Annotated in this window: 13 protein-coding genes; 7 read left to right on the forward strand and 6 right to left on the reverse strand. The window is 65.0% G+C overall.

Annotation, left to right across the window (positions count from 1 at the left end; all coding sequences use genetic code 11):
* Positions 1 to 65 precede the first annotated feature (65 nt).
* Positions 66 to 1,082 carry a N(4)-(beta-N-acetylglucosaminyl)-L-asparaginase gene (locus MTP16_RS14425; protein WP_243510630.1) on the reverse strand — a complete coding sequence of 339 codons (1,017 nt, stop codon included), beginning with the start codon at positions 1,080 to 1,082 and terminating at the stop codon, positions 66 to 68.
* Between the two features lie 140 nt (positions 1,083 to 1,222).
* Between MTP16_RS14425 and MTP16_RS14430 the strand changes: the two genes are divergently transcribed.
* The 7 genes from MTP16_RS14430 to MTP16_RS14460 all read left to right on the forward strand — a co-directional run bounded on the left by MTP16_RS14430 (position 1,223) and on the right by MTP16_RS14460 (position 12,875).
* Positions 1,223 to 2,077, forward strand: coding sequence for an N-acetylglucosamine kinase (locus tag MTP16_RS14430; RefSeq protein ID WP_243510633.1), 855 nt, complete (start codon positions 1,223 to 1,225; stop codon positions 2,075 to 2,077).
* A 152-nt stretch (positions 2,078 to 2,229) separates the two neighbouring features.
* Positions 2,230 to 3,420, forward strand: coding sequence for a phosphoglycerate kinase (locus MTP16_RS14435; RefSeq protein WP_243510635.1), 1,191 nt, complete (start codon positions 2,230 to 2,232; stop codon positions 3,418 to 3,420).
* 298 nt (positions 3,421 to 3,718) lie between these two features.
* A complete protein-coding gene (locus MTP16_RS14440) occupies positions 3,719 to 4,444 on the forward strand; it encodes a phage tail protein (RefSeq protein ID WP_243510637.1) in 726 nt (241 codons plus the stop codon).
* Positions 4,445 to 4,493: 49 nt separating this feature from the next.
* Positions 4,494 to 5,195, forward strand: coding sequence for a phage tail protein (locus tag MTP16_RS14445; protein ID WP_243510639.1), 702 nt, complete (start codon positions 4,494 to 4,496; stop codon positions 5,193 to 5,195).
* Between the two features lie 42 nt (positions 5,196 to 5,237).
* The gene (locus MTP16_RS14450; protein WP_243510649.1) at positions 5,238 to 5,939 is read left to right on the forward strand and encodes a phage tail protein; all 702 of its coding nucleotides are present in this window, start codon (positions 5,238 to 5,240) and stop codon (positions 5,937 to 5,939) included.
* 70 nt (positions 5,940 to 6,009) lie between these two features.
* Complete coding sequence (locus tag MTP16_RS14455; protein WP_243510650.1) at positions 6,010 to 12,285, forward strand: Ig-like domain-containing protein; 6,276 nt, start codon at positions 6,010 to 6,012, stop codon at positions 12,283 to 12,285.
* Positions 12,286 to 12,410: 125 nt separating this feature from the next.
* The gene (locus MTP16_RS14460) at positions 12,411 to 12,875 is read left to right on the forward strand and encodes a hypothetical protein (protein ID WP_243510653.1); all 465 of its coding nucleotides are present in this window, start codon (positions 12,411 to 12,413) and stop codon (positions 12,873 to 12,875) included.
* 93 nt (positions 12,876 to 12,968) lie between these two features.
* Here the strand turns inward: MTP16_RS14460 and MTP16_RS14465 are convergent, their stop codons facing one another.
* The 5 genes from MTP16_RS14465 to MTP16_RS14485 all read right to left on the reverse strand — a co-directional run bounded on the left by MTP16_RS14465 (position 12,969) and on the right by MTP16_RS14485 (position 16,788).
* On the reverse strand, positions 12,969 to 13,319 hold the full coding sequence (locus MTP16_RS14465) for a hypothetical protein (protein WP_243510655.1): 351 nt from the start codon (positions 13,317 to 13,319) through the stop codon (positions 12,969 to 12,971).
* Positions 13,320 to 13,381: 62 nt separating this feature from the next.
* Positions 13,382 to 14,389, reverse strand: a complete 1,008-nt coding sequence (locus MTP16_RS14470; RefSeq protein ID WP_243510657.1) for a hypothetical protein — start codon at positions 14,387 to 14,389, stop codon at positions 13,382 to 13,384.
* Between the two features lie 42 nt (positions 14,390 to 14,431).
* A complete protein-coding gene (locus MTP16_RS14475) occupies positions 14,432 to 15,487 on the reverse strand; it encodes a cytochrome-c peroxidase (RefSeq protein WP_243510658.1) in 1,056 nt (351 codons plus the stop codon).
* Between the two features lie 13 nt (positions 15,488 to 15,500).
* Positions 15,501 to 16,271 carry an MbnP family protein gene (locus tag MTP16_RS14480; protein WP_243510665.1) on the reverse strand — a complete coding sequence of 257 codons (771 nt, stop codon included), beginning with the start codon at positions 16,269 to 16,271 and terminating at the stop codon, positions 15,501 to 15,503.
* A 136-nt stretch (positions 16,272 to 16,407) separates the two neighbouring features.
* Positions 16,408 to 16,788, reverse strand: a complete 381-nt coding sequence (locus MTP16_RS14485; RefSeq protein ID WP_243510673.1) for a hypothetical protein — start codon at positions 16,786 to 16,788, stop codon at positions 16,408 to 16,410.
* Between the last annotated feature and the right edge of the window lie 217 nt (positions 16,789 to 17,005).

Genomic DNA, 17,005 nt, shown 5'->3' on the forward strand with positions numbered 1-17,005 from the left:
ATTAAATTGCATTGCGCGGTAAGGATGCTTCGCGGCGCTCTGCACGACCTTGATAGCCTCCAACCCTATTTCAACAGAAACTCGCTGTCGCGCAGCACCGGCGTGTCGGTGGTGCTGACGGTAAAATTGAAGCCTTTTTGCAGAGCGTAGGCTCCGGTCTGACCGGTTTTGCTGAGGGCAATGAAGGCCACTTGAATGTCCTTCGCCTTGGCGCCTTTGATGGCGGCAATGCGCCCAATGGCCTCCTGGCAGGCCTGCTGCGGCGTGCGGCCCTGGCGCATCAGCTCCACAATGAGGTGGGCGCCGGCAATGCGCACCACGTCCTCGCCCTGGCCGGTGGCCGCGGCGGCGCCCACGGCCGGGTCCACGAACAGGCCCGAGCCGATGAGGGGCGAGTCGCCCACGCGGCCGCGCATCTTGAAGGCCATGCCGCTGGTGGTGCAGCTGCCGCTCAGGCGACCCTGGGCATCCAGCGCCAGCATGGCAATTGTGTCGTGGTTTTGGGGGCCGCCCACGGGGCCGGTGGGCTTGCGCCCGCTGTTCTCGACGTTGACGACGGGCTTGTACTGACTGGTTTTCAGCCACTCCTGGTAGGCTTTCTTGGCATCGGCGCTCAGCTGCTGGGGCTCTAGCGGGAAGCCTTGGGCCACGGCAAACTGCTGGGCGCCTTCGCCCACCAGCAGCACGTGCGGGGTGCGCTCCATCACGCGGCGGGCCACGCTGATGGGGTGCTTGATGCGCTCGAGGCCGGCCACGCCGCCGCAGTTGAATTTCTCGTCCATGATGCAGGCGTCCAGCGTCACGATGCCGTCGCGGTCGGGATTGCCGCCCAGGCCCACGCAGCAGCCCTGCTCCGATTCGGTTACCATCACGCCCGCTTCCACGGCGTCGAGGGCGTAGCCCCCGGGACCGATGACCTTCCAGGCGCCCTTGTTGGCGTTCACGCCCGCATCCCAGGTAGAAATGACGACGGGCTTGCCGGCCACCGGAGCGGCGGGCAGCGCCACGGCCGCCAGGGGAGAGGCGGCCAGGCCGGCCAAGCCAGCGGCGGAGTTTTGCAGGAATTTGCGGCGGGAGGCCATAGCAAGGGAAGTGGGAAGACGGTGAAAGCAACCAGCAAGCGCTGCCTGGCACGAGTACCGCAAAAATTTTAGTTCGCGGTGCTCGTGCCAGGTGGCGAAAGATAAGGCCAGCCGCCAACTCCCGCGTATTTTCGCCCCGTATGATACTTATTGCCGACGGTGGCTCGACCACCTGCAGCTGGGCCTTGCTGGCCGGCGGCCCACCCCAATACTTTAATACGGAAGGCTACAACCCCTATTTCTGGGACACGCCGGGCATCGCGGCCTCGCTGGCGCGCCAAGTGCCGGCCGATGTACGGCAGGCGCCCATTCGCTCCATTCATTACTACGGCTCGGGCGTGCTCTCGCCGGCCAAGGCCGAGGTGGTGGCCGGGGCGCTGCGGCTGGTGTGGCCCCAGGCCGGGGAGGTGTACGTGGACGAAGACTTGCTGGCGGCGGCCCGCGCCCTGCTGGGGCGGCAGACGGGTTTCGCGGCCATCCTGGGCACGGGCACCAACTCCTGTTTGTATGACGGCCAGCGCATTACGCAGGTATTTGAGTCGTTGGGTTACTCGCTGGGCGACGAGGGCTCGGGCACGTCCATCGGCCGGCAGGTGCTGCGCGACTACCTGCGCGGCCGGCTGCCCGCCGAACTGGCCGCGCAGCTTCGGGTCGAGTACCAACTGGGCGAAGTGAGTGAGGTGCTCGACCGGCTCTACAATCAGCCCTCGCCCAACCGGTTTCTGGCCAGCTTCGCCCGCTTTGCCGGCCAGCACTACGATGAGCCTTATTGCCAGGAAGTAGTAACGCGGGCGTTTGAAGCCTTTTTCGAGCAAATCGTGACCCACTACCCCGATTACCAGCGCCACGCCTTCAATTGCGTGGGCTCGGTGGGCTACCACTTCCGCGAGGCGCTGGCCGCCGTGGCCCAGCGCCACGGCATGGCCGTGGGCCAGATTTTGCGCGAACCCATCGACGCCCTGGTGCGCTACCACGAAGCAGCATGGACTTTGTAGCCCACTTTTTAGTTGAATTGCCGAACGACATTCACAGCGTGGCTGACGCGGAGTAAAACTCCGCGCTACCGGGCAGCCCGGCCGCCGCGAATGTTGGAAAAGCGCCGCACTTTTGCACCACTGACCAACCACACCCTGTTTCACTTTCCTTCATGAACACCCTCGATTCCTACAACTTCGCCGGCAAGCACGCCGTGATGCGCGTCGATTTCAACGTGCCGCTCGACAAAGACCTGCAAATCACCGACGACACCCGCATCCGCATGGCCACCCGCTCGGTGATGAAAATCCTGAACGACGGCGGCTCGGTGGTGCTGCTCTCGCACCTGGGCCGGCCCAAGGGCGGCTACGAAAAGAAGTTTTCGCTCGAAAACCTGGTGGCGCGCCTCTCGCAGGAGTACGGCCGCGAAGTGCAGTTCGGCGGCGACGTGCTAGGGGAGGAGGCCGCCCAAAAGGCGGCGGCCCTGCAGCCCGGCCAGGTGCTGCTGCTCGACAACGTGCGCTTTCACAAGGAAGAAGAAGGCGGCGACAAGGATTTTGCCGCCAAGCTGGCCAAGCTGGGCGATGTGTACGTGAACGATGCCTTCGGCACGGCCCACCGCGCCCACGCCTCCACGGCCGTGATGGCCGACTCCTTTGCGCCCCAGGACCGGGTGGGCGGCTACCTGCTGCAGTCCGAAATCGACAACGCCAAAAAGGTGCTGGAAGAGGCCGAGCGGCCCTTCACGGCCATCATGGGCGGGGCCAAGATTTCGGACAAGATTCTCATCATCGAGAAGCTGCTCGACAAGGTGGACAACCTGCTCATCGGCGGCGGCATGGCCTACACCTTCGCGGTGGCCGAGGGCGGCCAGGTGGGCAGCTCCCTGCTCGAAGCCGACAAGGTGGACCTGGCCCGCGAGCTGATTCAGCGCGCCAAGGACAAGGGCGTGAAGCTGCTGCTGCCCACCGATTCGCTCATCGCCGACAAGTTTGCCAACGACGCGCAGGTGAAAGTGGCCATCAACCACGACATCCCCGCCGGCTGGATGGGCCTCGACCTGGGCCCGGAAAGCCGCCAGGCCTTCGCCGACGTCATCCGCCAAAGCAAAACCATCCTCTGGAACGGCCCCATGGGCGTGTTCGAGATGCCCAACTTCGCCAAAGGCACCGAGGACGTGGCCCGCGCCATTGCCGAGGCCACCAGCCAGGGTGCCTACTCGCTCATTGGTGGCGGCGACTCGGCGGCGGCCGTGCAGCAGCTGGGCTTCGGCGAGCAGGTGAGCTACATCAGCACCGGCGGCGGCGCCCTGCTCGAATACATGGAAGGGAAGGAGCTGCCCGGCGTGGCGGCGTTGGGTTAAGTTTTGGTGAAGCTCCCGGGCCGCTCGGTTTAGGACGCTTTGCAATGGATGGGGGCCAGTGGCCGCGCAGATGGGGCGTGGCTGCTGGCCCCCTTGGTTTATTGCATAGACACTTTGCTTTGTCTGATGAACATACCAGGGGGCGCCGACTTGCAGCGGGCGGAGTACCCAGCGGCCGAACCCGATGGATAAATTAAAAGTGTATAAATCAGATAAAAAATGATAAGTTTGGGGATTGAAATAGCTGTTCCTTCCGCGCGCACCTGGCGGGGGCAGCCTTTAGTTTATTCCTGCTACTATGGAAATACCTTTTACTCCCGCTAGCTCCGAATTGATGCCCGTGGCCGAAGCGGCCGGGCAGCCAGCCGCACCGGCCCGGCGGGGCTGGCTCAAGGGCTTCGGCGCCCTGCTGAGCGGCCTGTTTTTGAGCCGGGCAGCCAAGGCCGCCCCGGCTTCTGCCAAGCAGGTGATGGGCGGCTCGCCCTACCTGGGCGAAATTCAAATCTTCCCTTTTGATTTTGCGCCCCGGGGCTGGGCCCAGTGCAACGGGCAGCTGCTGCCCATCAACCAGAACGGCGCCCTCTTCTCCCTGCTGGGCACGATGTACGGTGGCGATGGCCGCACTACTTTTGCTCTGCCCGATATGCGCGGCCGGGTGCCCGTGGGCTCCGGCACCAGCCCTACTTCGGGCAGCGGCTACAACGTGGGCCTGCCCGGCGGCAGGGAAGCCGCTACGTTAGTTGTTAACAATCTTCCCGCGCACAACCACGGCTACCAGGTGAGCAACGCCACGGCCACTTCCAATGCTCCCAACGGCACGCTGGCGGCCGTGGTGCCCGCCAGCGTGGACCTGAACGGCGCCCCCGTCAACATTCTGGCCTATGCGCCCAGTCCTTCGGGCCTCGCCGAAGACGGGCGGGCCATACAACCCGCCGGCGGCTCGCAGCCGTTTTCGGTGCTGGCCCCCTACCAGACGCTTAATTTCTGCATAGCCCTGACGGGCGTCTTCCCCTCGCGCAGCTAGCGGGTGGGCAGAGCTGGTTAGGCTCATTTCGGTTTTTTCAACTTTCGCTATGGCTCAAATTCTTACTCCCGGCAGCCCCGAGGCTGCCCCCGCCGCCGCGGCCGAGCCGGCCCGGCGCAGCTGGCTCAAGCGCCTGACGGCCGCCCTGGGCGGGGCGGCCCTGGCCGCGCCCGCCGCCGCCCGTCCCGCCAGCCCCGCACAAGTGCTGGGTGACGATGTGTACGTGGGCGAAATCATGATGTTTGCGGGCAATTATGCGCCGGTGGGCTTTGCGCTCTGCAACGGCCAGTTGCTGTCCATTGCCCAGAACACGGCCTTGTTTTCGTTGCTGGGTACCATGTACGGCGGCGATGGCCGCTCTACTTTTGCCCTGCCCAACCTGCAGGGCTACACGCCCATTGGCCAGGGCAACGGGCCTGGCCTCACGCCCCGCGTCATGGGCAGCCGAATTGGCAGCGAGTCCGTGGCCCTGACAACGGCGATGGCCGGCCACGTGCACAGCACGCTGGTAAGCACCGTTTCCGGTACCAGCAACACGCCCTTGGCCAACCTGCCGGCCGTGCCCGTGGCCACCAACGCCAGTGGCGAGAATGTGCCCGTGCTGAACCGCGCCGACGCGCTCAACACCGGCCTGGCTGCCGCCGCGACCGTGACCCCTACGGGCGGCAGCCAGCCCACCAGCTTGCTGTCGCCCTACCTCACCATCAGCTATTGCATTGCCCTGCAGGGCGTGTTCCCGGCCCGGTCATAGGTCTGGGACTCGGATTTTTCTTGGACTTTACATTTTGAAGCTATGCGATTGAGAGCAACTGCTACCGGAGTGGTGCCCCTGCTGGATTCCCAAGCGGCCCCCGCTGAGCCGGCCCGCCGCAACTGGCTGAAGCGCCTGGGCGCGGTGCTGACGGGCGCCGCCGTGACCGCCCCGGCTCTGGCCGCCCCCCGCAAAGTAGCGGGTTACGAACCCCTGATAGGCGAAATCATGCTGTTTGGGGGTAATTTTGCGCCGCAGGGCTGGGCACTGTGCGATGGCAGGCTGGTAGCCATTTCCGATTATACAGCCCTGTACTCGTTGATTGGCACCACCTACGGCGGTGACGGGCAGAGCACCTTTGGCCTGCCCGACCTGCGCGGCCGGGCCCCGCGGCACCAAGGGCAGGGCCCCGGCTTGTCGATTTACACAGTAGGGCAGGCCGGCGGAAGCGAAACCCGAACGCTAATCAGTACCCAACTGCCCAGCCACGCACACTCCGTGACGGCCAACGCCACGGCCACCACCAACTCGCCCGTGGGCGCGGTGCCCGCAGTGCCGGTGGCCACCGACGTGAACGGCGAAGCGGTGAACGTGCTGGCGTACGGCACCGACGCGCCGCTGCAGGCCGCCCATCCCACTACAATAGTGCCGACGGGCGGCAGCCAGCCGTTCGATGCCATGACGCCGTCGTTGGTGATGTCTTACTGCATTGCCCTGGATGGGATTTACCCCAGCCGCTCGTAGGCGGGCTTGCCTCGGCCGACGGCCGGGGGCCCGGTTCTGCTTTTGAATTCGCTTTTCTATGCTTGTTGCCATGAAACAACGCTACACTTTTGCCCAACGCGGTCGGATGGCAGCCGGGCTTCTTTTACTGTTGCTGCTGCTGGCCGCGCCCGGCGCCTGGGCCCAGAGCCGGCTCTATTACACCCAGGGCAGCGGCACCGCCACCCTGGACGCGGCCAAGGCCGTGAACCCCGACGGCACGGCCGGGGCCACGCTGGCCTCCAATGCCACCAGCTTTGCGCAGCCCACTGATGTGGCCGTGGACCCGGTGGGGGGCTTTCTGTACGTGGCCGACCAGTACGTGGGCACGGGCGGCATCCTGCGTTTTACCACGGCTGGGGGCAGCCGCACCCAGATAGTGGCCCCTATCCCCGGCGCTACCTACAACGGCTTGGCCCTGGACGTGGCCGGCAACCTCTTGTATTTCACCCAGGGCAGCGCCACCGACCCCACGCTGGACGCCCTCAAAGTGGTGAACCTGACGACGCGGGCCGTGACCACGCTGGCCTCGGGCGCCGCCAACTTCGCGCAGCCCGCCGACCTGGCGCTGGATGCGGCCGGAGGCTTTCTGTACGTGGCCGACCAGTACATCAGCACCGGGCGCATTCTCCGCTTCACCACGGCTGGCGCCAACCGCACCAGCATCGTGGCGCCCACCGCCGGGGCCGATTATACGGGGCTGGCGCTGGATGCGGCGGGCAACCGCCTCTACTTCGCCCAGGGTAGCGCCGACCCCACGCTGGACGCGTTGAAGGTGGTGAACTTGACCACGAACGCCGTGAGCGTCCTGGCTTCGGGCGCGACTAATTTCACCCAACCCACCGACTTGGCCGTGGACGCGGCCGGGGGCTTCGTGTACGTGGCCGACCAGTATACGGGCACGGGCGGCATCCTGCGCTTTACCACGGCTGGCGGCAGCCGCACGCAAATTGTGGCCCCCACCGCCAACGCCACCTATAATGGCCTGGCTTTGGCCGGGGCGCCCCCCACGGTGACCACGGCCACACCCACCACCATTACGACAAACAGCGCTGTATTGGGCGGTAACGTAACGGCCGATGGCGGTGCAACCGTAACCGAGCGCGGAGTGGTTTACAGCGTCACCGGCACCAACGGCACCCCTGCCGTCGGCGGGACGGGAGTGACGCAGGTTGCTAATGGCACGGGCACAGGTCCATTTTCAGCTACTATCTCGGGCCTGACGCCGGGCACTAGCTACTCGGTGCGTGCCTACGCTACCAACGCGGCGGGCACCAGCTACGGCAGCATGCAAACCTTCACAACACAGCCAATTGCCGTGGCCACGGCGCAGAACGTGACGGTGCAACTGGCGGCCAACGGCACGGCCACGCTCAACGCCAGTAGCGTCAACAACGGCAGCACAGGCTCGGGCACGCTTACCTACACCATTCAGAAAATCGTGTTTGGCAGGGTGAGTGAGAACCAAGCCCTGCCGCTGACCACGCCCAGCGGCGCCAACTTCACGGCCATCCGCTTCGCCAGCTACGGCACGCCCGTCGACAACGGCAATGGCAACTACAGCCTTGGCAGCTGCAACGCAGCCAACAGCGTGGCCGCGGCCAACGCCGCGTACGTGGGCCGCAGCACCGGCACGATGTACGCCAGCAACACCGACAGCCGCAACAACCCCATCCTGGGCGACCCCTGCGGCGGTACGCCCAAGTTCTTGGCCGTGCAGGCCGCCTACTCGGCCGATGCCGCCAGCTTGGCCTACACTTGCGCCGAAGCCAACCAAACCCAGTACGTGCTGCTGACCGTGACCGACGCCAACGGCAGCACCAGCACGTCGGTAGCCCAGGTGACGGTGAACCCGCCCCCCACGGCCACCCTCACCAACGCGGCCCCCAACCCGGCCACGCCCGGCACCACCGTGACGGTGAGCGGCACCAACCTGAGCGGGGTGAGCGGCGCAACGCTGAACGGCGCTGCCCTCACGCTGAGTAATATCACCGCTACCGGCTTCCAGTTTACGGTATCGGCCACCGCCACTTCGGGCAACCTAGTGGTGAGTCTGCCCTGCAGCCAGACCCTGACCCGCGCCTTCACGGTGCGGACGAGTGCCCCGGTAGTGACGGTACCGGCCAACAACGACCTGTTGAACACGACGACCCCGACTTACTCGGGCACGGCCCCGGCCGGTAGCACGGTGACGGTGTACGCGGACGTGACGGCCCGTGGCACGACCACCGCCACCGGTGCCGGCACCTGGAGCCTGACCCAGCCCACGCCTCTTACCCAGGGCGGCCATACAGTGTACGCCACGGCCCAGCTCAGCGGCCAGTCCGTAAGCGCCAACTCGAACACCAACAACTTCGTCATCGATTCGGTGCCGCCCGCAGTAACCATCAGCTCAACGGCCAGCAATCCGACCTCGACTTCGCCTATTCCCTTCACGGTAACCTTCTCGGAAAGCGTAACGGGCTTCGTGCAGGGCGACGTGAACGTGGGTAATGGCACGCTTACGGGCTTCACCCCCGTGTCGGGCACGACCTACACCTTCAACGTGACGCCGTCCGCCGGTGGCGCGGTGACGGTGGACGTACCGGCCAACGTGGCCCAAGATGCAGCCCTCAACGGCAATACCGCCGCCACCCAGTTCAGCATTACGTACACGGCACCCACCGCGGCGGTGGTTTCGGTGACGGGTCTGACGCCCACGCCCGCGGCCACGGCTCAGGTAAGCTACCAAGTGGTGTTCTCAAGCTCAGTTTCGGGCTTGACCACTGGCAACTTCAACGTGACGACTACAGCGGGCATTAACGGGGCCGCGGTGGCCAGCGTGAGCGGCTCGGGCACGACCTACACGGTGGTGGTGAATACCGGCACCGGCGACGGCACGCTGCGCCTAAACGTGAACAACGGTGCGGGCGTGACGCCTGCCCTCATCAACGTGCCTTACACCAATGGCACCACTTACACCATCACCAAGAGCTTCCCGGCCGCGCCCACGCTGCGCATTCAGGCGGCGGGCAGCGCCTCGGGCAACGGCGACGTGACGGCCTTCGTGGACGTGGTGCAGGTGCTGCAAAGCGGCACCAGCAACGTGGTGGCCAACGGCTTGCAAAACAGCAGCTTTGAAACCAACAACGTGCCGGCCAACGGCTTCAGGAAGGCGTCCGACGCGGTGCCCGTAGTAGCCGCGCCCTGGAGCTTCACCGGCACGGCCGGCGTGGCGCGCTACGGCAGCGCCTTCGACTCCCAAGTCGCGGGCCGGCCCCAGCCCCTGCCGCCCAACGGCGACGCGGTGGCCCTGGTGCAGAGCGCCGGCAACAACAACGCCAGCCTCGCGCAAAACCTGGCCGTGCCCACGGGCAGCTACCAGGTGAACTTCCGGACGGCCCAGCGCTACTACACCGCGGTCGACCAGCGGCTGAACGTGTTCGTCAACGACGTGTTCGTGGGCAGCATCCAGCCCAATCAGACCCCGACGTACGAGACCTTCACCTCGGCTACCTTCAGCGTGACGGCCCCGGACCTGACGGCCACGGTGAGCACCACCTCGGCCAGCCCCACCAGCACCGCGCCCATTCCCTTCGCGGTGAGCTTCTCGCAGAACGTGGGCACCACCTTTGATGCTTCGGACGTGACGGTGACGGGCGGCACGCTGACCAGCGGCAGCTTCTCCGGCAGCGGCAGCGGGCCCTACACCTTCACGGTGACGCCCGCCGGGACGGGCACTGTGGCGGTGAGCGTGGCCGCGGGCGTGGCTCAGGACGCCAACAACACCACCAACTCGGGCAGCAACACGGTGAGCGTGCAGTACAACCAGCCCGTGACGGCGGCCCCGGTGGTGTTGGTGCCCGCCAACGGCGCCTTGCTGAACACGAGCACGCCGACCTACAGCGGCACGGCCCCGGCCAACAGCACGGTGCGGGTGTACGTGGACGGCAACGTCGCGCCCGTCGGCACGACCACGGCCGACGCTGCGGGCAACTGGACCTTCACCCAGCCCACGGCCCTGGCTCAGGGCGCGCACACGGTCTTCGCCACGGCTCAAAGCCCCGGCTCGGTGATGAGTGCCAACTCGAATACGAATAGCTTCACCGTCGACTCGGTGCGGCCCACGGTGGCCATCAGTTCGACGGCCGGCGCGGCGGGGGGCAATACGACCATCACGCCGATTCCCTTCACGGTGACCTTCTCCGAGAACGTGTCGGGCTTCGTGGCCGGCGACGTGACCGTGACCAACGGCACCATCACGGGCGGCGTCGTGACCGGCACCAGCCCCGGCACGGTCTATACCTTCACCGTGACACCCACCACGGCCGGCACCGCCACCACGGTGAGCGTGCCCGCCAACGTGGCCCAGGACGCGGCCGGCAACGGCAACACCGCCGCCCCGGCGCCTTACTCGCTCACGTACATCGCCCCGGTGACGGCCGTGATTTGGAACGGCAGCCTCAGCACCGACTGGTACACGGCCGGCAACTGGACGCCCAACGTAGTGCCCACCATTAGCCTCGACGCCACCGTGCCCAACAACGCCCCGAACCAGCCCGCCATTGGCGCCAGCACGGCCTTTGCCCGCAACCTGACCCTCAACTCCGGGGCCACGCTCACGCAAACCGGCGGCACGCTCGACCTGCGCGCCAACCTGACCAACAACGGCAGCTTCAACGCGACGGGGGGCACGGTGGTGTTGGGCACTACGGCCCAAACCAATGGTCCGAACCTGCTCGGCAGCAGCCGCGTGCGGTTCTGGAACCTGACCGTGAACAGCAACGGGGTGCTGCTGAGCACCTCAGTGGGCGCGGCGGTGCAACGCCTGCTCACCCTCAACGGTGCCTTCGTAACTCAGGGCAACGACTTCGTGCTCGAATCCAATGCAGCGGGCACGGCCTTGGTGGTGAACAACGGCAGCGCCGGCTTCGTCTTCGGCACGGCCACGGTGCAGCGCTACATCGCGCCCGACCTGAACCCGGGCCTGGGCTACCGCCACTACTCGGCCCCGGTGGGCCTGGCCACGGTGGCCAGCTTGGCCACGGCCAGCTTCACGCCGGTAGTGAATCCGGCGTACAACACCTCGGCTACGCCGACGCTGCTGACCACGGCCTTCCCCACGGTGTACGGCTACGACCAAAGCCGCCTGGCTTCGACCAACAACAACCTGAATGCCTTCGACAAAGGCTGGTACTCGCCCAATTCGCTGAGCGACCCGCTGAACGTGGGCCAGGGCTACACCGTGAACCTGGCCGCCAACCAGACGCTGAGTGTGAACGGCCCGCTCAACAACGGCGACCTGACGGTAAACCTGGCCCGCAACAGCGGCGCCACGGCGGCCGATGCAGGCTGGGCCCTGGTGGGCAACCCCTACCCGGCGCCGCTGGACTACACCCAGGTAGCTCCGGCCGACCGGGTGGGCCTCGACGCGGCTATCTACGTGTTCGAGAGCACCAGCCAGTACGGCGGCACCTACCGGGCCAGTGTGAACGGCGTGGGCGGCAACGCCAACAGCCCGAACTCGCTGCTGGCCCAGGGCCAAGGCTTCTTCGTGCGGGTGAGCAACGGCCAGACCAGTGGCTCGCTCACCTTCCGCAACAGCCAACGCCTGAACACCTACGCCAGCCCCGTGTACCACCGCACCACCGAAACCCGCCCGCTGGTGCAGCTCGACCTCGTGTCTACTACGGGCTCCGACCCGGTGTATGTGTACTTTGAGAACGGCGCCACCCCGGGCGTCGACCGCGAACTGGACGCCGTGAAGCTGCCCAACAGCACGGGCCTGAACGTGTCGGCCGAAACCGGCGCCCAGCGCCTGGCCATCGATGCCCTGCCTGCGTTGGGCACAGCCACGGTGGTAGTGCCGCTGACGGTGGGCGTGCCCGCAGTGGGCTCGTTCAGCTTCAGCGCCACGCAACTGCTGAACCTGGGCACCACGCCCGTGTACCTGCGCGACCTGCAGACCGGCGCCGTGGTAGACCTGCGCGCCCAACCCCGTTACCAGTTCACGGTGAGCAACGCCGCGGCGCTCATCACGGGCCGCTTCGAGCTGGTATTCTCGCCGCAGGCCCCGCTGGCTACGGCTTCGGCTGCCCTCACTGCCCAAGTAGTGGTTTACCCCAACCCGGCCAGCAAGGCCGTGTTTGTGGAGCTGCCCACAGCGCTAGGCCGCAAGGCCGTGACGGCCGCGCTGCTCGACGCCGTGGGCCGCACGGTGGTGCAGCGCGTGTTGCCGGCTGGCTTGGCCACCCACACTTTGCCGCTTACCGGCCTGGCCACGGGCGTGTACTCGCTACGCCTGCAAACCGAAGCTGGCGTAGTGGTGAAAAAGCTGGTGGTGGAATAAGCCGCCGAAAATTGCCTTTTGGAAAAAGCCCCGGCTGTCTGCAGCCGGGGCTTTTTTTATACACCATGCAACCGGCAAGGGAAGGGGCCGGTCAAGCGCATATCCATCCTCAAAAGCTCCCGATTATGTATTCAGTACTACGTTCCGCCACGCTGCTTGCCGTGGCCCTGAGCAGCCTCAGCGCCTGCCAGCGTACCACCGACGTGGCCCCCATTACGGTGGAGGGCGAATGGCGCCTCACCGTGGCAGGCGGCGGCATCACGGGCAAAATGGATGCGCTGCCGCCCACCCAGGACCACCGGTTGGTGCTTGGGGCCGACCACCACTATGCCCAGTACTACAATGGCCAGCTGCAGGAAAGCAACACCTACGAGGTGCGCACCGTGAAGCACAGCTACGACAGCGCCGAAGACAAGGTGCTGTTCCTGAAATCGACCAACTCGCCGGACGGGCAGCCCTATGAAAGGCAGGAAATCATCCTTTCGCTCACGGAGAACAAACTGGAACTGAGCACCGGCGGCGGCTGTGCAATCAACAGCGTGTACGAACGGAGCGCAGCATCGGGCCCATTTGTCTGCGGGGTGAGATAGTACTGTGGAGTGCCAGTTGGTTTACGCCTTTTGGCAAATGCAAAAAGCCCCGGCTGCGTGTGCAGTCGGGGCTTTTTGCTTGCGAGCGAAACATTATTTTGCCTCCTTCTCCAGCAGTTCCAGCAGCTCGGCGGCCGCGTTTTCAACGTCGGAGTAGCCCTGCTGGGCGGCGCGTTCCTTGGCGGCAATCAGGCCGTCGCGGTGCACAGTTTTGAAGTCGCCGTAGGGGAAGTGGTAGCGGCCTTTGGTGTCGGCACCCTTGCTCATGTCGAGGCCGAGGTGCCAGTTGGCGTATTCTTCCATCTCGTGCTTTTCGAGGAAGGCATTTTCTTTGGCCGAGTCGGGGTTGTGCTGGCCCCAGTGGCCCTGGTCGTTCTTGAGTTTGCCGTCCTGAATGAGGCGGCGGGCGTAGGCCACGGCCTGGGGATTGAGGGTGATGCTCATAGCTGAAAAAAGGAAAGGTTGAATAACTTCCTACGCGCCCCAACAGCACGGGTTCCCAGCGTTCAGCTTTTGCGGTGGAGCAGGTACTTGGTTTGGTTGAAGCTATAGCCCACGGCCAGCACCAGACGGCCGGCGCTCACGGGGTGGTCGGTGTCGGCATTGTACACGGGCAGCTGGAAGCTGGTGTTCAACGACAGATTTTTGTAGTACACGCCCAGGCCCGGGCCCAGCAGGGCGTTGTTCATGGCGTGCTCGCCGGTGAGGTTGCCGTCGAGCATTTCGCCCGCTGTCTTCTCATAAAAAAACTCAGCCGAGGGGTACACCTGCCAGTTTTCGCCCAGCGGCAGCCGGTAGAACAGGCTGGCAAACGTGGCCGTGCTCGGGGCCAGGCTGTTCTGAAACCGGTTTTCCGTCGAGCGCCGGTAGCTGCTGTTCACGCTCAGCCCGAAGCTGTGGTAGCTGCCGATGTAGTTGGCGTAGATAAACCCATCAGTGGTGCCCGTGCCCAACTGGTTGAGCAGGGGGTAGCGCCGTCCCTGCGCGTTCTGGCGGGTGTATTCACCGGTGGGCAGCTTCAGGCCGCCGCCCACGATGAGGCGGCTCTGCACCCCGGCCGTTTCGATGGCCCGAATGAGGTGGTAGCCGGCAAACAGCGTCACGTCGCCCAGGCCTGAGGAGTTGAGCTGCCGGCCGTTTATCTGCGAGGTGTTCATCACGTAAGGCACAAAAGCATTCAACTCGACGCGTTGCGAGAGAAAGTACTTGCCGCGCAACTCGATGACGCGGAAGGCCTCGAAGTCGTCGGGGTTGCCGTTGTGGCTATGGGCGTAGCCGTTGTCGCCATTCAGGGGCGACGGGAAAAACGGGCGCGCCCCAGTCGGAAAAAACTGCGGCGACTGCCCGTAGGCGCGGTAGCCGTTGAACACGCGGTAGCGGTGCATCAGGCTGAAGCTGCTTTGATTGTCGTAAGGCGTGATGCCCATGAAGCAGCCGCAGATGTCGCAGGCCCGGCCGGGCAAGGCCAGGCCACTCAGCAGCAAGCCGAGCAACAGTATATTTTTCAAGTTCATAGCAGCAAGCAAGAGGAGTGATGGCCCAAGCCCAAACCAGGCTCAGGGCTGCTCGGCCAGCCGGGAGTCGTGGAGGAACTCCTCGTCGGTGAGCGTCTTCAGAAAGGCAATGATGCTGGCCTGCTCGACGGCCGTGAGCGGAATGCCCACCGGGCCGCCCGCCGGCCGCAGCGCAGCATCGAGCGTGGGCGAGGCAATGACGCCGTGGTCGTAGTGCGCCAGCACTTCTTCGAGGGTGTTGAAGCGGCCGTCATGCATGTAGGGCGGCGTGAGGGCCACGTTGCGCAGGCTGGGCACCTTGAAGCGGCCTACGTCGGAAGTACGCCCGGTGATGTGCGCCCGGCCCGAGTCGGCTCCGAACGTGGCATTCAGCCCGTTGTTGCGAAACGACTCGTCGGTAAACAAATCCGTGGCGTGGCAGCTGGCGCACTTCTGCACCACCAGCTGCCGCCCCTGCAGTTCGGCCGGGCTGAGCGTGGCCGTGCCTTCGCCGCGCACGTAGTGGTCGTAGCGCGAATTGGCCGACGTGAGCGCCGCCGTGAACTGCGCCAGCGCCCGCAGAAACTGGTACGAGTCGATGGGTCCGGGGCCGTACACCTGCGCAAAGCGCCGGGTGTAGCCGGCATTGGCGTTCAGCTTGCGCAGCACGTTGGCCAGCGTCTCGTCCATTTCCACCGGGTTGGTGATGGGGGCCAAGGGCATGGTTTCGAGGTGGCTGGCGCCGCCGTCCCAGAGCAGGTTGGGCTTCCAGCGCAGGTTTTGCAGGGCCGGCGCGTTGCGGGTGCCCAGGCGGCTGTCGACGCCGTGGCTCAGGCGGTGGCCCGCGTGGGCAAAGGCCACGAACTGCTGGTGGCAGCTGCCGCACGAAATGGTGCCGTCGCGCGAGAGCAGCGGGTCGTAGAACAGGGAACGGCCCAGGGCAAACGTGGCCGCGTCGGGCGGGTTGTCGGCGGCGGCATACCGCGGGACAGGGAAGTTGGCGGGCACCTCGGTGCCCGGCACCGTGGCATCCGGCGCCGCCGCCACATCGGGCAGTTGGCACCCGGCCAGCAGCCCCGCCAGCCCCAGGGCCAGCGAGGCGCTGAAAAAGCGAGCCATGCGCACAGCGGATTTAATTGGCGTGGATGTGCTCTACCGAGAACATGCCGGCCGTGTAGTTGTTGGCTACCCGCACCGCGTTAGGACCGCCCATAGTGTTCGAGAGCGTGGCAAAACGCACGATGTTGGGGCCCGTGAACATCTTCATCACGTCCACGTTGTAGTGGATTTCGGGATTGTGGTCGTTGCGCACCAGCAGCTTGGTGCCCGAAGGGAAGGCCGGCGATACCGTGCGAATCGTGTTGTTGGGCGACTTGAAGCCCCCGATGTGAAACACCAGCCCGCCGGTGGACGACTGCGGCGAGTACCCCTCCAGCTTGGTGAAGACGTAACCCGAGTTCCAGTCCCAGAACATGTTGTTATTAGGGTCGAGCGCGCCTTTCTGGACCCCCGACACGTTGCGGGCGCTGTCCACGCCAATGGTGAATGTTACCCCGGTGTAGTCGCCCACGGGCACGTCTTTGATGGTCACCTCCTGCGAGCTGCTCACGGCCGCATCCACCAGGTAATAGCTCTCTGGCACGGCATAGGTGGTGCCGTCGGCCTTGTTGAACTTCACGTTGGAGATGTACTGCCGGAACATGCTGACCCTGAACTGGTCGCCAGACGGCGTAGTATAAGTCTGCGTGCTCAGGGTGAGCGGCGCCGTGCCCACGGTTTGCTCAAAAGCGAGGGCTACCGTGCCGGTTTGGCTGGGGGCGGGCTCGTCTTTTTTGCAGCCTGTCAGGGCAAGGGCGGCGAAAACGAGCGGGCAGGCAAAAGCAGAAATGAAAAAACGTTTCATCGGAAAATTCAAGGAGAAATAAGGGGGTACTGATTGCGGGGTGCGGCGACAACGCGCACGCACCTGCCCGAGGCAGAAACCTTCGGGCGAAGGATGAACCACGCTTTCGACCTAGCCGAAAGCAGCGGGCCCAAAATCAGACCAGTAGGAGGGGGGGATGAAACACGCCCAAAGCCGTGCCTGAGGCGCAATGAGCCACCGGCAACGACGCAAAGCGCCGGGCAGGCAGTGGCCAGCGCTGGGGCGCGGCCAGCTCGAAGCCTGCCATCGGCAATACCTCGTATTTCACCTTGGCCTGCGCCTCAGTAGGGGCCTTCTTGTCGCTGCCCTCGGTCTTGCACAGCTGCTTGGCCAGGTGGCATTTACCGTTGCAGTGCAGCTGCGGCCGGGCTTTGTTGACGCAGAACTGGGCGGTGATTTTTGCTTTGTTTAACTGGTAATCCAGCACCAGCACCTCTTGCCCCAGGGTCTGGAGCAGCATGAGGGCGGTGAGGAAAAAAGCCAGAAAGCGCGTCACGGCGGGAAAGGAGTTAGTAGGGCAAAGGTAGGCGGGCGCGTTAAAGTTCGGCTTTGGCTGTACTCGGCAGCAACGAAAAAACGGTTGCCTTCAGCAGGAACAAGTAGAAGATAGCGCGCAAAAACAGTGCCGCGATACGCCAATAAGCAGGCGTCATAAACGAAAGCTTGCCCGGTGATTTGTCTTGAATGTCATTTGGATATAGAATACACAAATC

The sequence above is a fragment of the Hymenobacter monticola genome (genome assembly GCF_022811645.1).
In the GTDB taxonomy this organism is placed as follows: Bacteria; Bacteroidota; Bacteroidia; order Cytophagales; family Hymenobacteraceae; genus Hymenobacter; species Hymenobacter monticola.

Coding starts and splice junctions, on each gene's coding strand:
- MTP16_RS14425 (WP_243510630.1), bottom strand. CDS start 1,082: ATGGCCTCCCGCCGCAAATTCCTGCAAAACTCCGCCGCTGGCTTGGCC.
- MTP16_RS14435 (WP_243510635.1), top strand. CDS start 2,230: ATGAACACCCTCGATTCCTACAACTTCGCCGGCAAGCACGCCGTGATG.
- MTP16_RS14475 (WP_243510658.1), bottom strand. CDS start 15,487: ATGGCTCGCTTTTTCAGCGCCTCGCTGGCCCTGGGGCTGGCGGGGCTG.
- MTP16_RS14430 (WP_243510633.1), top strand. CDS start 1,223: ATGATACTTATTGCCGACGGTGGCTCGACCACCTGCAGCTGGGCCTTG.
- MTP16_RS14440 (WP_243510637.1), top strand. CDS start 3,719: ATGGAAATACCTTTTACTCCCGCTAGCTCCGAATTGATGCCCGTGGCC.
- MTP16_RS14460 (WP_243510653.1), top strand. CDS start 12,411: ATGTATTCAGTACTACGTTCCGCCACGCTGCTTGCCGTGGCCCTGAGC.
- MTP16_RS14455 (WP_243510650.1), top strand. CDS start 6,010: ATGAAACAACGCTACACTTTTGCCCAACGCGGTCGGATGGCAGCCGGG.
- MTP16_RS14445 (WP_243510639.1), top strand. CDS start 4,494: ATGGCTCAAATTCTTACTCCCGGCAGCCCCGAGGCTGCCCCCGCCGCC.
- MTP16_RS14450 (WP_243510649.1), top strand. CDS start 5,238: ATGCGATTGAGAGCAACTGCTACCGGAGTGGTGCCCCTGCTGGATTCC.
- MTP16_RS14480 (WP_243510665.1), bottom strand. CDS start 16,271: ATGAAACGTTTTTTCATTTCTGCTTTTGCCTGCCCGCTCGTTTTCGCC.
- MTP16_RS14465 (WP_243510655.1), bottom strand. CDS start 13,319: ATGAGCATCACCCTCAATCCCCAGGCCGTGGCCTACGCCCGCCGCCTC.
- MTP16_RS14470 (WP_243510657.1), bottom strand. CDS start 14,389: ATGAACTTGAAAAATATACTGTTGCTCGGCTTGCTGCTGAGTGGCCTG.